The following is a 14,228-nucleotide window of genomic DNA, read 5'->3' as shown; positions in this document are numbered from 1 at the left end:
TCAGGAATCCTGGGCACCCCGTGACACCATGCCCCGTGAACCCTTAGCCCCGGCTATCTGCGGTTTTGCCCGCATCAGGCCTTCGAGCGCCTGGCGATACTGGCTGCCGCCCAGGCTCATGCTGTTGTTGTGCGTGCCGCCGGGTATCAGCAACAAGCGCTTGGGTTCATTGGCCGCATTGAACAACTGCTGACTGAACCGCGACGGCATGAACTGATCGGCCAGGCCATGGACCACCAGCAACGGCATGTCGATGTCGACGATCTTGTCGATGGAGTCGAACTTCTGCGACAGCAACCAGCGCACCGGCAACCAGTTCACCGGCAGGTTGTTGCCCGCGACTTCAGTGACGGCATCGCCCAGGGAGGTGAAGGTGGACTCGATCACCAGGCCGCGCACCGGGACCGGGCGTTTTGCCTTTTTCGCCTGGGCGGTCAGGTCTGCCGCCAGGTCGATGGCCACCGCGCCACCCAGGGAGTGGCCGTAGATCAAGCGCTTGCTGGCATCCGGTTGCATCGCGGTGAAACGATCCCAGGCGGCCCGGGCATCTTCGTAAACGCTGGCTTCCGACGGCAGGTCGCCCTGGCTCTGTCCGAATCCGCGATAGTCGATCGCCAGCACCGAGTAGCCCATGGCTCGCAACTGCTCGATGCGAAAGGCCTGGCCGGTCAGGTTCCAGCGTACGCCGTGCAGGTAGAGAATCGATGGCGCGTCACGGCGCGCGGCCGGCCACCACCAGGCATGCAGGTTTTGCCCGGCCTTGAACTCGACGGGCTTGATGTCGAATTCCTGCACGTCCCCAGGCAAACCGCGATACCAGCGGGCCGTGCCCGGTTCAATGCGAAACAGCAACTCGCGCTCTTTGTACTTGAGTGCGCCGCAACCCACGGGCAGGCCGACGACCAGCGCGGCCATGCACAGCAGCGGCAGCCAGCGCAGGCGCAGGCGAGTGAGGAGGGCAGTGGTCATCGGGTGGTTCACCGGTATGGACATGAAGTGCGCGTTTTAACAGATGCGCGCGCGGGGTGGGGAAAACTGCGACTTGTGGGAGCGGGGTTGCTCCAGGCGGCGTTCCGACGAAGGCGATGGCACAGTCGACATTGATGCTGTCTGACACACCGCCATCGCCAGCAAGCCGGCTCCTACAGGTCCACGCGCAGCACGATTTTGCCGATGTGGTCGCCGGCTTCCATCCGCGTATGGGCTTGTGCCGCCTCGGTGAGCGCGTAAACCTGGTCGATCATCGGCAGGCAACGCCCGGCCGCAAGTACCGGCCAAACATATTCGCGCAGCTGTTCGGCGATCGAGGCTTTTTCTTCCCGGGTGCGCGAACGCAACAGCGAACCGGTGACCACGGCGCGCTTGGCCATGATCGCCAGCAAATCGACATCCTTGCCGAAGGCACCGCCGAGGAAGCCCAGCATCACCAGTCGACCTTCCATGCCCAATGCCGCGATATTCTGGTTCAGGTACGAGCCGCCCATGATGTCGAGGATGACATTGACGCCTTTGCCGGCGGTTTTTTCCGCAATGACCTGGACGAAGTCCTGATCGCGATAGTTGATCGCTTCGGCGCCCAATTGGCGGATTACCGCACACTTTTCCTCACTGCCCGCCGTGGCGAATGCCTTGATGCCGAACTCGCGGCACAACATCAGCGCGGTGGTGCCGATGCCGCTGGTGCCGCCGTGGATCAACGCGCGCTGGCCTTTGCTGGCGCCGCCCATGTCGAACAGATTGGCCCACACCGTAAAGAAGGTCTCCGGGACCGCCGCCGCGTGCACCCAGTCCATGCCTTCGGGTATCGGCAGGGCCTGGCTGGCCGGGACCACGCAGTACTGCGCATAGCCGCCACCATTGGTCAGCGCACAGACCTTGTCGCCGACGATAAAATCACTGACTTGCGCGCCAACGGCGACCACTTCACCGGCCACTTCCAGTCCCGGGATCGGGTTCATGCCGGGTTTCATCGGGTACTTGCCGGCGCGCTGGATCACGTCGGGGCGATTGACCCCGGCGGCGTGCACGCGGATCAGCACTTCACCGACGCCCGCCGTGGGCAAGGGTACCTGGCGCGGTTGCAGGACTTCGGGGCCACCCGGTTGGGGGATTTCAATCAAGGTCATGTCTTTAGGCAAATTCATTGCATATACCTGTGTGGAAAATCAAAAGATCGCAGCCTGCGGCAGCTCCTACATGGGAATGCAGACACCTGTAGGAGCTGCCGCAGGCTGCGATCTTTTGACCTTCATGGGCAACTGGCCTGAACAACAGGGTCAGGTCGATTCATCAAGCGCACCGCCAACTCCAGCAACAACGCCATCACAATGGCTCCGGCCGCAATTTCGAACATCAGCCCATGATGGCCGCCGCTGGCATTGAACAGGGCCGAATAAGCAAAGCCGGAAATGGCCTGGAAGGTGGCGAAGGACACAGTGGCGCGACTCCAGACCACCTGTTGCTGATGATGCCCAGGGACCAGTTCGTGAACCCGTGCCAGTGCCAGCGGCACGATGCCTGGGGGGAATGATCCGAGGATCAGCGCCAGCACGGCCAATGAGGCGAAGGCGCTGGATACCGACAGCGCAGCCACGGCAATCGCCTGCACCAGCAACACCATGCGGATACTGCGCTTGGCGCCCAACTGATCCGCAAGAAAACCATAGCTCACCGGCCCGACAATCGCGCCGAGGCCGTACATCACCCAGATCAGTGCGCCGACATGTTGCCCGGCGCCGAGGCCGCGAGCCACGTAATCCACCAGGAACACCATGGCCGGCACCAGCCCCGCCGCCATGAGTGCGTATTGGGCAAACAGCAGGTAGACACCCGGGTGGGTGCGGGTCGGCGCGCCATGGTGCGTCTCTGTCGTCATTGCCTGGTGTGCGACCGCCGGCCACCCAAACCAGCTGATGGCGGTCAGGATCAGTGCCAGCAAACCGAGGCCGAGCCAGGTTTGCTGCAGGCCCAGGCTCAGCAACGGCGGAACGATCGTTCCCGAACCGGCAATGCCCAGCCCTATGCCGAGAAAGATCGCGCCACTGGCCAGGCCTCTGCGCGAGGCGGGCACATGCGGCAACACCGTCGACGCCACCAGCACCATGATCGCGCCGCCGGCGACACCCGAGAGTAAACGCCAGCCGAAAAACCAGCTCACCGACAAGGGGAACGCACAGGCGAAGAACGACAGTGTGACCGCCAGCATCATCAGCCGCAGTGCGCTTTTGTTGGACGTGCGACGTGCCAGCGGCTGGCCGATCAGTGCACCGATCAGGTAGCCCACCAGGTTGGCGGCACCGAGGTACACCACGTCGCTGGCGGAAAACCAATGGGCCTGGATCAGCGAGGGAATCAACGGCGTATAGGCAAAACGTGCCAGGCCAATGCTGACCAGGCTGGCGCACAGGCCGGCAAGGATCGGTAGCCAGAATGCATTGCGTGGGGTGTTCGAGGGAGTGAGCATAAACGCTCTCCTGCAGATTTTTACTGGTGATCAGCTTAACCAACTTCTGTGATGCACTAATGCAGCGATTTCGCGTTATGGTGATGCGTAAATGCATCTGATGGAGAACCTGATGAATTGGGATGACGCACGGGTGTTTCTCGCGGTCTGCCGCGAATCAACACTGCGCGGTGCCGCGCGGGTATTGGGTGTCGATCAGGCCACGGTGGGGCGGCGCATCACTGCGCTGGAAAAATCATTGAACGCCACGTTGTTCCTGCGCACCAGCGATGGGTATGCGCTGACAGCCGTGGGCGAAGCGGCGATGCGCGCGGTTGAGAAAATGGAGCATTCGGCTCTGGAACTGCAGCGGCGCATCCAGGGCCTCGACGACCGGCTGACGGGCATTGTGAGGGTGACCACCACCGACTCCCTGGCCATCGACTTCCTGATCCCGGCCGTCGCCCGCCTGCATCAACGTCACCCCGACGTGCGGGTGCAACTGGACGCCTCGACACAAATCCTCAGCCTGGCCAAACGCGAAGCCGATATCGCCGTGCGCAATACCCGGCCGGACAACCCGGACCTCATAGCCCGGCGAATCGCCCGTTGGCCGGTGGGCCTGTTCGCCTCGCAAGCCTACGTGGATGCCCACGGTATTCCCGAGCCAGGATCGGCATTCGAAGGGCATGACCTGGTGGTTTACCAGCCGTATTTGCAAGGTGGCAAGGACATGACACTGGTCAACGAACCCGTAGTGCGCGGGCGGATTGCCGCGAGCCTGAGTTCCAGCCTGCTGGTGCGGCGTTCGATTGCCGCAGGCATCGGGATCGGGGAGATTCCCGTGTATGTGGGGGAGAAGGATGGGCTGGTCCGACTGTGGCCGGAGCGCACGCGGCCGTTGCCGTATGACGTGTGGCTGGTGACCCACGCGGACCTTCGGCATACCGCGAGGGTCCGTGCGGTGATTGATGAGATTGTCGAAGGTTTTTCCGGGAACCTGTAGGAGCATGCTCGCTCCTACAGGGGCTGGTGTAGGCCTGTTATGGCATTTCTGGCAGTTCTTGCGGGCGCAAGTCGAACACCAGCACCTCGGCATCCACCCCATTGCTCAAGGTCAGCAACTGTTCCTCGCGAACCCGCACACCGTCGCCTGCCTGCATCGGCACGCCGTTGAGTTCGACGCGACCGCGAGCCACATGCACGTAGGCGTAGCGATTGGCGGCCAGTTCCAGAGTCGCAGTTTCCTTGCCATCGATCAGGCCGGCATACACTCGCGCATCCTGGCGCACTTTCAGCGAGCCCTGGGCGCCATCGGGGGAGATAATCAATTGCAGGCGACCGCGTTTCTTCTGCGTGCTGAAGTGTTCTTGCTGATAGCGCGGTTTGGCTCCGCTGACGTCAGGGACGATCCAGATTTGCAGGAAGTGCACGGGCCGCGAGTCCGAGTGGTTGTACTCGCTGTGCGCCACGCCGCTGCCGGCACTCATCAACTGTACGTCGCCGGGACGGATCACCGAGCCAGTGCCCAAGGTATCCTTATGTTCCAGCGCACCCTCGAGCACGTAGGAGAAAATCTCCATGTCGCGGTGCGGATGCTGGCCGAAACCCTTGCCGGCTGCCACGCGGTCATCGTTGATCACCAGCAGGTCGGAAAAACCCTGTTCTTTCGGGTTGCGATAGCTGGCGAAGGAAAAGGTATGGAACGACTTCAGCCAACCGTGATTAGCCAGGCCACGATCCGATGCTTTGCGAAGGGTCAGCATGATGAAATCTCCTGTGGGGACGTCAATTCGTCCGAGTGAGGAGAAGGTTAATGTTTATCGATTGATGCAATAAGTAGCTGAAAATTGAAATACTGTCTCTTTCAGATTGACAATAATGCGCCTGAGGGCGCGGTACCCTGTGGGAGCGGGCTTGCTCGCGAATGCGGTGTTACATTCAACAATTTTGGTGACTGACAAACCGCATTCGTCGGAACGCTGCCCGGAGCAAGCCCGCTTCGACAAGTGCTTGTGCGCAGTACATATCCTTTTTTTCCAGTGATGTTGAACCCATGAAAACCGTAGCAATGGTGCTGTTTCCCGACTTTCTCCTGCTCGACATGGCCGGGCCCATGGAGGTGTTTTCCATTGCCAATCGTTATCTGAAACCCGATGACCACTATGTGCTGACGACCCTTGGCACCGAGCCCGGCGCCTTGAGGGCGTCCAATGGCGTGAAGGTGCAGGCAGACTTGCCTGTCGATCAGGCCTGTGATGGCTTCGATTTGCTGCTGGTGCCCGGTGGGCCTGGTGCCTACAACCAAAAATATCCGCCCTTGCTCGAGTGGCTCAAGCACAACGTCAGTCGATCGAAAACCTATGGTTCGATCTGTACCGGGGCGTTTGTGCTGGGACACGCCTGTTTGCTCGACGGCTATCGCGTGACCACCCACTGGCATTACACCGACCGGTTGATCAAGGCATTCCCCAAGGCGACGGTCGAGACCGACCAGATTTATGTCCAGGACCGCAACCTCATCACTTCCGGCGGCGTCACCGCCGGCATTGACCTGGCGCTGGCGGTGGTCGCCCAAGACCATGGCAAGAAGGTCGCCCAGGATGTGGCCAAGGTGTTGTTGGTGGTCATGAAGCGCCAGGGTGGCCAGGCGCAGTTCAGCCCGTTGATGGCGGCAGTGGCTCCGCACGAAACGGCGATTACCCGGGTGCAGAACCATGTGCTCGAACATCTGGACGAAACTTTCAGCATTGAGCGCATGGCCGGCCTCGCGAATATGAGCCCGCGGCATTTCGCCAGGGTCTTCGCCCGGGAAGTGAGCATGACACCCATGGAGTTTCTGCAAAGCGCACGTATCGACTGCGCCAGGAGCCTGCTGGAATCCGGTGACTTGCCGCTCAAGACGGTAGCGTTCAAAAGTGGATTCGGCAGCGTGCGGCACATGCGTTTCCTGTTCAGTGAAAAGCTTGGCCTGACCCCGACCCAGTATCGCGAGCAATTCAGCTAGCGCCCTTGTCCGTCGTGCGCACCCTAATGGCCGTGACGCTCCCCCCGTGGCTGTTGTACCGTCACCTGGGCCTGCCAAGATACCGCTGAGCTCATTGCAATGAAGGTACGCAGCGCCTGGATGGTTGCGCGTGCCGAGCAGTTTTCCAGCGGGTGACAGTGGATGAACAGCCTTACAAACGTAACCAGCGACACGGTGTTGCACTTCGGTCCCTACGCGTTCCACCTCCAGCAGCGACTGGTCCTGGAGGGTGATCAGCCGTTGCGCCTGGGCGGGCGCGCGTTGGATATCTTGCAGGTGCTGGTCGAGCGTGCAGGCTCGGTGGTCAGCAAAGACGAACTGATTGCCCGGGTCTGGCCAAGGTCGGTGGTCGAGGAAATCAACTTGCGCGTGCACATTGCGGCGCTGCGTCGGGTTTTTCGTGACGGACAGGACGGGCATTGCTACATCGCCACGATTCCTGAGCGTGGCTACAGCTTTGTCGCGCCGGTGCGACAGGCGCTGGAGGTGACTCCATTGCCCTGCGACGCCTTTGCGAGCCCGGCGCACAATTTGCCAGCACGGCTTACGCCCATTACTGGTCGCGACGCAGTTGTCGGCAGTCTGGTGCGCCAGTTGCCGGTGCGCCGTTGCATGACACTGGTCGGGCCCTGTGGCATCGGCAAGACCACCGTTGCGCTGCGTGTCGCTGAATTGCTGTTGCAGCACTATCGCGATGGCGTGTGGCGGGTGGATCTGGCGCTGATCGATGACCCGGCGCAACTGGTCGAGCATCTGACGCGCACCTTGCCGCTGGGCATCGGCGCGGACGTGGACGCACTGGGGCGCTGGCATGCATTGCTGGTCCTGGACAATTGCGAACACCTGCTGGAAGGCTGCCGGACGCTGGTCGAGACGTTGCTGACGTCGGCACCTCGGCTGTCGATCCTGGTCACCAGTCGTGAACCGCTGCGGGTCACCGACGAAGTGCTCCTGCCTTTACCGCCGCTGTTGGTACCCCCTGCGTCGGCATTGTGCAGTCTCGATGAGGTCATGAGCTATTCGGCGGTGCAGCTGTTCGTCAGCCGCGCCCGAGCTCGCCAGCAAGGATTTGCCCTGCGCGAGCAGGACCTCAAGGCTGTGCGCGAAATCTGTCGGCGACTCGATGGTTTGCCCTTGGCCATCGAGCTTGCCGCCGCGCAGATCGATGCGCTGGCGCTGGTGGGACTGCAGGCGCAACTGGATAACTGCTTTCAGATGCTGACCCAGGGGCGACGCACGGCAGTCCCGCGGCACCAGACCCTGAAAGCGGCCCTGGACTGGAGCTATGAGCGGCTGGCACCGATGGAGCAAACCGTGTTGCAGCGTCTGGCGGTGTTCAAGTCGGCGTTTACTGACGACGCAGCGCTGGAGGTGATCAGTTGCGCAATGCTGCCGCCGTCGAGTCTGGCCAGCATCATGGAGAGCCTGGCGCTCAAATCGTTGGTGTCGCTGGAGCAAGTCCGCGGTGTGACCCGTTATCGCTTGCTCAATACGACCCGCTGCTATGCCCTGGAAAAACTCGAACAGAGCGGGGCCTTGCGCACCTACGAAATGCGCTACGCCGGCTACGTCAGTCACAGCCGCCGACCATCAGCCAGGCACGTGGCCCTGCAACTCTGCGAGTAACCGTTGTACAGCGACCAGGTCGGGGGTGGCATGGCCTTCGGTAAACCGCTGGTAGACCGGCGACAGCAAGTCCCGGGCTTGTCGGTAGCGGCCCTGGCGTTGCCAAAGCCGCGCCAGCGAGGTGGCGCTACGCAGCTCCCAGGCCAGGGCACCCTGGGCTTTTGCTATGTTGAGCGCCTTGATCAACAGGGTCTCGGCGGTACAGTTTTTTACCGGGCAATCGGCCGCCAGCAGCGCATTGGCCCTGGCCCGCAGAATCTCCGCGGTGCTCCAGCCTGCCGCGCCGGTTTCGGCGCGTTGCAGCAAATCGTCATCGACCAGGCCGCTGTCGAGGGTGACCATGATTTCCTTGATCAAACCCGCACCCGGACGAGATGACGCCTGGGCGTCTGCACCGTCGATGACCTGCGCATAGTGTCGAGCCCAGGTATAGAACAGCAGGACCGAGTGCTTCTGCGCTTGTTCCAGCAGCAGGCGCAAGAGTTCGCGAGCGGTTTGGTTGTCGCCGTTGTAATGGGCGATCAGGCAGCCCGACAGGGCCAGGGTGTAGCAGATCGATGTGCCATGGTTGATCTGCAGCGCAACGTCCAGCGCCTGGCGGGCCGTACGCCAGGCTTGTTCGGGGTGGCCTTGAATCCAGAGGATGCGAGCCAGGATGGTCAGGGCGGCGACGCTCTGGTCGTATTGCACGCCAAACCCATGGGTGAAGCGATTGAGATGACCGCTGTGGGCCATGCGCTGGATCACCTCTTCGGCGTTCATCCGCGCCCGTAGCTGGTCGCCGGCAAAGTGCAGGGTCAGCACACGCAGGCGATGTGTGCTCAAGGACAGCGCGGCGTCATTGTGCAGCCCCAGTCGGTCGAATTGCTCGCTCTGTTCCAGGGCCATTTGATAGTGGCCGCAACTGAGGTTGACGGCCAGGTGCCCGGAAATGGCGCGCAACTGACCGGCCACATCGTTGCAGTGAATGGCCAGGGCCCGTGCACTGACGAAGGCTTCGACGGTTTGCGCAGTGCCGCCCTGGGCGTGGTAACAGGTGCTGCCCAAAGCCAGTTTCAGCAGCATTTTCAAGCGCGGACAGGGCTCGGGCGCTGCATCGAGCAGTGTCAGGGCCTTGCGCACATAACCGCCGTACTCGTTCAGTAGCGACAGTTCCTGCCACAGTGGCGTGGATGTCGCGGTCAGGCGGATCGCCAACGCATGCGGGCCTGGCGCAGACAGCCCCCAGTCGAGCGCCGCGCGCAGGTCTTCGAGGCTGCGGGCATACCGCTCGATCCACTGCCCGGTGGGAATATGCTCCCAGTCGTTTTGCCCCTGCTGCATCAGTACCAGGCATCTCTGGGCGTGGCGGTCGCGGGTGGCGGGCAATTCAGCGCTTTGTTCGAGTTTTTCCAGGGCATAATTGCGGGTGGTGTCGAGCAGGCGGTAGAAAACCGCTTCGTCACCGACGTCCACGTTCAACAGCGACTTGGCCACCAATTGCGTGATCGAGCCAAACACTTCGCTCGGTTCAATGTGTTCACCCACGATCACCGCCGCCGCCGATTCAAGGGTAAAGCCACCGCGGAAGATGCCCAGTCGACGCAGGCAGGTTTGTTCGCAGGCAGTGAGCAGGTTGAAGCTCCAGTCCAGCGTCGTGCGCAGGGTCTGGTGCCGGCCCAGGGTCGTCGGGTTGCTGTGGGTCAGTCGGCCAAAGCTTTGCTGCAACTGCGTCAGCAAACCCTGCAGGCCAAGGTTCGCGACCTGCGCGGCCGCCAGTTCCAGGGCCAGCGGAATGCCGTCCAGGCGCCGGCAGATATCGATCACCAGCGGCAATTGGGCGTCGGTCAGCTCAAAGCTGTCGTGGTTGGCCATGGCCCGCTCGACAAACAGCTGCAGTGCGGAAAAACCCAGCGCCTGGGTATGGTCCAGCACGGCAATGGGCGGAGGGCAGTCCAGTGATTCCAGGCGCTGCACGTATTCACCTTCGGCTCGCAGGCTCTCGCGGCTGGTGGCCAGGATATGCACCTGCGGCGCGCCACGCAGCAGGCTTTCACACAGCAATGCCACGCTGTCGATCAAGTGTTCGCAGTTGTCGATGACCAGCAACATATGCCGTTCGCGCAGGAACGTGGCGAGGCTGTTCATCGGTTCGCTGTCGTGCAGGGACAGTTCCAGCACTGTCGCCAGGTGACCACAGACCATCGCTGGATCGTTGATCGGTGCCAGGTCCAGCAGGCGGATGCCGTCTCGGTAACGGCCGATCAGTTGCTCGGCAACGCGCAGGGCGACGGTGGTCTTGCCGATACCGCCGGGGCCTACGAGGGTGATGAAACGCTGGCGTGGCAGCTGCGCCACCAGGTTGTCGACCAGCACCTGACGACCGATCAGACGGGTGCTGCGCAAGGGCAGGTTGTGGCCACTCAATTTCCCGGCGTCGCTGTGTAGGCCTTGCCCGCTGTGCTCCAGCGCGCACGGCGCAACAAAACTGTAGCCACGCTGGGCCACGGTGACAATGTAGCGCTGGCCGGCCTGACCGTCGCCAAGGGCTTTGCGCAAGGCTGCCATGTGCACTCGCAAGTTGATCTCTTCCACCACGCTGTCGGGCCAGACTTGCGCCATCAGGTCCTGCTTGCTGACAACCTTCCCGGCGTGTTCCAGAAGGATCAACAGGATGTCCATGGCACGTCGGCCCAGGCGCAGGGGCCGTTCGGATTCCATCGCCAGACGTCGTCCGGGGTAGATCCTGTAGGGGCCGAAATGCACAGCCTGTTCGGGGGCGAGGGTCAACGGTTTACTCCTGTATGCATGCGTCTGGGACGCGCTTTTCGAGCATATTCCTCAGGTTTTTGCCGCCTTGCAATGCACTGCGCGAGTGACCGTTGCTCAAACGCATTGAATGTCGTGTATCAGGTAATGGCGGGCGGTCCCGTGAACATTGGTCGAAGATGCATTAAACCCGGGTCGCCGGGGCTTTTGGCGTGCCTGGGAAAATTAACAACGTTTAACTCGTCGTGCGTCCGGTCTACGCCAAGACTGCGAACCCTAAATGGATTCTACATGTCTGGAGGACGCCGGAGATGAGCAACGTGGTGGTGGTCTATCACAGCGGTTACGGGCACACCCGGGTCATGGCCGAAGCCGTGGCCCAAGGTGTGCAACGGCACGTGGGTAGCTCCTGCCGACTCATTGCCGTCGAAGACGTGGACGAACACTGGGCGTGTTTGCACCACGCCGACGCGATCATTTTCGGTGCCCCGACCTACATGGGCAGCGCTTCGGCAGCCTTCAAGGCCTTCATGGAGGCTACGGCGGCGTTTTACCTGGCGCAACCCTGGCGCGACAAGCTGGCTGCCGGCTTCACCAATTCCGGCTGCCTGTGCGGCGACAAGCTCAACACCCTGCTGCAGATGGCGGTTTTCGCGGCCCAGCATTCGATGATCTGGGTCGGCCTCGACCTGCTGCCCGCACGCTCCGCCACGGGCGAGTTCGACGGCCAGATGAACCGGCTGGGCAGTTCGTTGGGCGCCATGGCCCAGTCGAATGTCGAACAGTCCCCCGACCTCGCACCGCCCGCCGAGGACCGCAGCACCGCGGCACACCTGGGCGAGCGCGTGGCGCGGCTGGCCGAGCGAATGCGCCGCACATCCGATTGATTGACCTCAACCCCACGTAAGGAACACGCCCCATGAGTACGTTCACCACCCGCGACGGCACCGAGATCTATTTCAAGGATTGGGGGAGCGGTCAGCCGATCGTCTTCAGCCACGGTTGGCCGCTCAATGCCGACAGCTGGGAATCGCAGATGTTGTTCCTGGCCACCCAGGGCTACCGCGTCATTGCCCACGACCGCCGTGGACATGGCCGTTCCAGCCAGCCATGGTTCGGCAACGACATGGACACCTACGCCGATGACCTGGCGCAATTGATCGAACACCTGGACTTGCACAACGTCGTGCTGTTCGGTTTCTCCACCGGTGGCGGTGAAGTGGCGCGCTACATCGGTCGTCACGGCACCGAGCGGGTGGCCAAGGCCGGGCTGATTTCCTCGGTGCCACCGCTGATGCTCAAGACCGATGCCAATCCCGGCGGCCTGCCGATCGAAGTGTTCGACGGCATTCGCCAGGCTTCGCTGGTGAATCGCTCGCAGCTGTACAAGGACCTTGCCAGCGGCCCGTTCTTCGGCTTTAACCAGCCAGGCGCCACCCCGTCCCAGGGCATGATCGACTGGTTCTGGATGCAGGGCATGGCCGCCGGCCACAAGAACGCCTACGACTGCATCAAGGCATTCTCAGAAACCGATTTCACCGAAGACCTGAAGAAATTCGACGTGCCGACGCTGGTGGTGCACGGCGACGCCGATCAGGTGGTGCCGATCGAGGCCGCGGGTATCGCGTCGGCAGGATTGGTGAAAAATTCGCGGCTGTTGGTCTACCCTGGCGCGCCCCATGGCCTGACAGACACCCACAAGGATCAGCTCAACGCCGATCTGCTGGCATTCCTCAAGGGTTGATGTATGCCGGCGATGGCGTCCGTGAAGTCGCCATCGCCGGCTCCAGCAGGTTTGTTTGTGCGGGTGAGGCGGGAAGGGCGCGTACTGTGCGGCAACGCCAGGCAAACGGATTGATGCCTTCACTGCGGGTGAACATGTGGCAGAAATGCGCCTGGTCGCAGAAGCCGCATTCGAGGCTGATTTGCGTCAGGCTCAGGTCAGTGTGCTGGATCAGCAGCTTGGCCCGGGCGATGCGTTGTTGGCGGATCCATTCCTGGGGTGAGCAACCGGTGCTGCACTTGAACGCCCGGGAAAAATGACTGCGCGACAGCGAACAGGCCTGGGCCAGTTCGGTCACTTGCAGGGTTTCTCCGAGGCGCTCGAGGATCAGCCGTTTGACCAACCGCTCGCGCTGCGGACTGAGGCCGCTGGTGCTTTTGCCTTGTGTTTGTGCGACTGCCGCGCGGGCGGCGCTTTGCTGCAACTGAGCCATGGCGAATGTCCGTGTCGGTAGGCTTCATTCTTGAACTCCAGGGCTCTGGGTTGCGAGTTAAACGTTGTTAATTCCTCGTCCATGACGGGCACTCTTGCGTAAAGTCAGACACAATCGCTGCCTCGCGCCTGGCTCAACACAAAAAGGAACCGTGCCTATGAACCGTAACGATCTGCGCCGTGTCGACATGAACCTTCTGGTGATTTTCGAAGCCTTGATGTTCGAGAAGAACCTGACCCGCGTCGCGGAAAAACTGTTCATGGGCCAGCCTGCCGTGAGCGCGGCCCTGGGACGGTTGCGCGATCTGTTCGATGACCCTTTGCTGTTGCGCAACGGTAGAAGCATGGAGCCGACGGCGCGGGCATTGGCGATTCTCAAGGAGTTGCAACCGGCGATGGATACCATTTCCGGCGCGGTAAGTCGCGCCAAGGAATTCGATCCTGCGACCAGTTGCGATGTGTTTCGCATTGGCCTGTCGGACGATGCCGAGTTCGGGTTGTTCCCGCCACTGCTGAGCAAGCTGCAGGAAGAAGCACCGGGCATTGTCGTGGTGGTACGCCGGGCCAATTACCTGCTGATGCCGGCCTTGCTGGCGTCGGGGGAAATTTCCGTGGGCGTCAGCTACACCACCGAGTTGCCGGCCAATGCCAAGCGCAAGAAACTGCGCGATATTCCCTGCAAAGTGCTGCGCGGTGACAAGCGACCGGGAACGCTGACCCTGGATGAGTATTGTGCGCGTCCCCATGCGATGGTCTCGTTTTCCGGGGACCTGAGCGGCAATATCGATCTGGATCTGGCGAAGGTTGGTCGTACCCGTCGAGTGGTGCTGGGGGTTCCGCAGTTCAGTGGTTTGCGCGCGTTGCTCGCCGGGACCGAGATGATTGCCACGGTGCCCGATTATGCAGCTTGTGCGTTGGTTGAGGGGTGTGGCTTGCGCGCTGAAGATCCGCCGTTCGAGATTGCGGCGGCGCAGTTGTCGATGGCGTGGAGTGGGGTGCATGACAATGATCCGGCGGAGCGTTGGTTGCGGTCGCGCATCAGTCAGTTCATGTCTGAGCCTTTGGCTGTTCTGGCTTGACCTTGGCGGCCTGGTAGCCGACCAGGTTGCTGGTTGTTTGAGTACATATCCGTTGCTGCGGTAACGGCCGCTTAGGGTTTCGCCCTTACG

12 protein-coding genes are annotated in these 14,228 nt (G+C 61.8%); 6 read left to right on the top strand and 6 right to left on the bottom strand.

Annotated features, from left to right (window positions below; all coding sequences use genetic code 11):
* The 3 genes from PG5_RS26745 to PG5_RS26735 form a co-directional block, all read right to left on the bottom strand.
* A complete protein-coding gene (locus PG5_RS26745; RefSeq protein WP_042955776.1) occupies positions 1 to 969 on the bottom strand; it encodes an alpha/beta hydrolase in 969 nt (322 codons plus the stop codon).
* A 173-nt stretch (positions 970 to 1,142) separates the two neighbouring features.
* Complete coding sequence (locus PG5_RS26740) at positions 1,143 to 2,144, bottom strand: NAD(P)H-quinone oxidoreductase (RefSeq protein ID WP_020800199.1); 1,002 nt, start codon at positions 2,142 to 2,144, stop codon at positions 1,143 to 1,145.
* A gap of 104 nt (positions 2,145 to 2,248) precedes the next feature.
* On the bottom strand, positions 2,249 to 3,463 hold the full coding sequence (locus PG5_RS26735) for a YbfB/YjiJ family MFS transporter (RefSeq protein WP_020800198.1): 1,215 nt from the start codon (positions 3,461 to 3,463) through the stop codon (positions 2,249 to 2,251).
* A 112-nt stretch (positions 3,464 to 3,575) separates the two neighbouring features.
* Between PG5_RS26735 and PG5_RS26730 the strand changes: the two genes are divergently transcribed.
* Positions 3,576 to 4,448, top strand: coding sequence for a LysR family transcriptional regulator (locus PG5_RS26730; protein WP_042955783.1), 873 nt, complete (start codon positions 3,576 to 3,578; stop codon positions 4,446 to 4,448).
* A 37-nt stretch (positions 4,449 to 4,485) separates the two neighbouring features.
* Here the strand turns inward: PG5_RS26730 and PG5_RS26725 are convergent, their stop codons facing one another.
* A complete protein-coding gene (locus PG5_RS26725) occupies positions 4,486 to 5,208 on the bottom strand; it encodes a pirin family protein (RefSeq protein WP_020800196.1) in 723 nt (240 codons plus the stop codon).
* A 290-nt stretch (positions 5,209 to 5,498) separates the two neighbouring features.
* Between PG5_RS26725 and PG5_RS26720 the strand changes: the two genes are divergently transcribed.
* A complete protein-coding gene (locus PG5_RS26720) occupies positions 5,499 to 6,449 on the top strand; it encodes a GlxA family transcriptional regulator (protein WP_042955774.1) in 951 nt (316 codons plus the stop codon).
* Between the two features lie 162 nt (positions 6,450 to 6,611).
* Positions 6,612 to 8,096: a winged helix-turn-helix domain-containing protein gene (locus PG5_RS26715; RefSeq protein WP_020800193.1), complete on the top strand. Its 1,485-nt coding sequence runs from the start codon at positions 6,612 to 6,614 to the stop codon at positions 8,094 to 8,096.
* Here PG5_RS26715 and PG5_RS26710 read toward each other — a convergent pair.
* Positions 8,061 to 10,865 carry a winged helix-turn-helix domain-containing protein gene (locus PG5_RS26710; protein ID WP_020800192.1) on the bottom strand — a complete coding sequence of 935 codons (2,805 nt, stop codon included), beginning with the start codon at positions 10,863 to 10,865 and terminating at the stop codon, positions 8,061 to 8,063. The two genes, PG5_RS26715 and PG5_RS26710, sit on opposite strands and share 36 nt — an antisense overlap.
* Positions 10,866 to 11,155: 290 nt before the next feature.
* Here PG5_RS26710 and PG5_RS26705 point away from each other — a divergent pair, with 290 nt between their 5' ends.
* Together PG5_RS26705 and PG5_RS26700 are read left to right on the top strand one after the other, a co-directional pair.
* Positions 11,156 to 11,731, top strand: a complete 576-nt coding sequence (locus PG5_RS26705; protein WP_020800191.1) for a flavodoxin family protein — start codon at positions 11,156 to 11,158, stop codon at positions 11,729 to 11,731.
* 32 nt (positions 11,732 to 11,763) lie between these two features.
* Positions 11,764 to 12,588, top strand: coding sequence for an alpha/beta fold hydrolase (locus tag PG5_RS26700; RefSeq protein WP_020800190.1), 825 nt, complete (start codon positions 11,764 to 11,766; stop codon positions 12,586 to 12,588).
* Here PG5_RS26700 and PG5_RS26695 read toward each other — a convergent pair.
* The gene (locus tag PG5_RS26695) at positions 12,578 to 13,060 is read right to left on the bottom strand and encodes a helix-turn-helix domain-containing protein (protein ID WP_020800189.1); all 483 of its coding nucleotides are present in this window, start codon (positions 13,058 to 13,060) and stop codon (positions 12,578 to 12,580) included. The two genes, PG5_RS26700 and PG5_RS26695, sit on opposite strands and share 11 nt — an antisense overlap.
* Positions 13,061 to 13,217: 157 nt before the next feature.
* On the opposite strand from PG5_RS26695, the gene PG5_RS26690 reads away from it, so the two are divergent.
* On the top strand, positions 13,218 to 14,138 hold the full coding sequence (locus PG5_RS26690; RefSeq protein ID WP_020800188.1) for a LysR family transcriptional regulator: 921 nt from the start codon (positions 13,218 to 13,220) through the stop codon (positions 14,136 to 14,138).
* Positions 14,139 to 14,228 lie beyond the last annotated feature (90 nt).

It is taken from the genome of Pseudomonas sp. G5(2012) (assembly GCF_000408945.1).
Taxonomy (GTDB): Bacteria; Pseudomonadota; Gammaproteobacteria; order Pseudomonadales; family Pseudomonadaceae; genus Aquipseudomonas; species Aquipseudomonas umsongensis.
The sequence above is the reverse complement of the archived record's forward strand: the minus strand, read 5'-3'. Positions and strand labels throughout refer to the sequence as shown.

Excerpts from the sequence above, each read along its gene's own strand:
- PG5_RS26695 (WP_020800189.1), bottom strand. The coding sequence starts at position 13,060 with ATGGCTCAGTTGCAGCAAAGCGCCGCCCGCGCGGCAGTCGCACAAACA.
- PG5_RS26720 (WP_042955774.1), top strand. The coding sequence starts at position 5,499 with ATGAAAACCGTAGCAATGGTGCTGTTTCCCGACTTTCTCCTGCTCGAC.
- PG5_RS26745 (WP_042955776.1), bottom strand. The coding sequence starts at position 969 with ATGACCACTGCCCTCCTCACTCGCCTGCGCCTGCGCTGGCTGCCGCTG.
- PG5_RS26690 (WP_020800188.1), top strand. The coding sequence starts at position 13,218 with ATGAACCGTAACGATCTGCGCCGTGTCGACATGAACCTTCTGGTGATT.
- PG5_RS26705 (WP_020800191.1), top strand. The coding sequence starts at position 11,156 with ATGAGCAACGTGGTGGTGGTCTATCACAGCGGTTACGGGCACACCCGG.
- PG5_RS26730 (WP_042955783.1), top strand. The coding sequence starts at position 3,576 with ATGAATTGGGATGACGCACGGGTGTTTCTCGCGGTCTGCCGCGAATCA.
- PG5_RS26735 (WP_020800198.1), bottom strand. The coding sequence starts at position 3,463 with ATGCTCACTCCCTCGAACACCCCACGCAATGCATTCTGGCTACCGATC.
- PG5_RS26700 (WP_020800190.1), top strand. The coding sequence starts at position 11,764 with ATGAGTACGTTCACCACCCGCGACGGCACCGAGATCTATTTCAAGGAT.
- PG5_RS26715 (WP_020800193.1), top strand. The coding sequence starts at position 6,612 with ATGAACAGCCTTACAAACGTAACCAGCGACACGGTGTTGCACTTCGGT.
- PG5_RS26740 (WP_020800199.1), bottom strand. The coding sequence starts at position 2,144 with ATGAATTTGCCTAAAGACATGACCTTGATTGAAATCCCCCAACCGGGT.
- PG5_RS26725 (WP_020800196.1), bottom strand. The coding sequence starts at position 5,208 with ATGCTGACCCTTCGCAAAGCATCGGATCGTGGCCTGGCTAATCACGGT.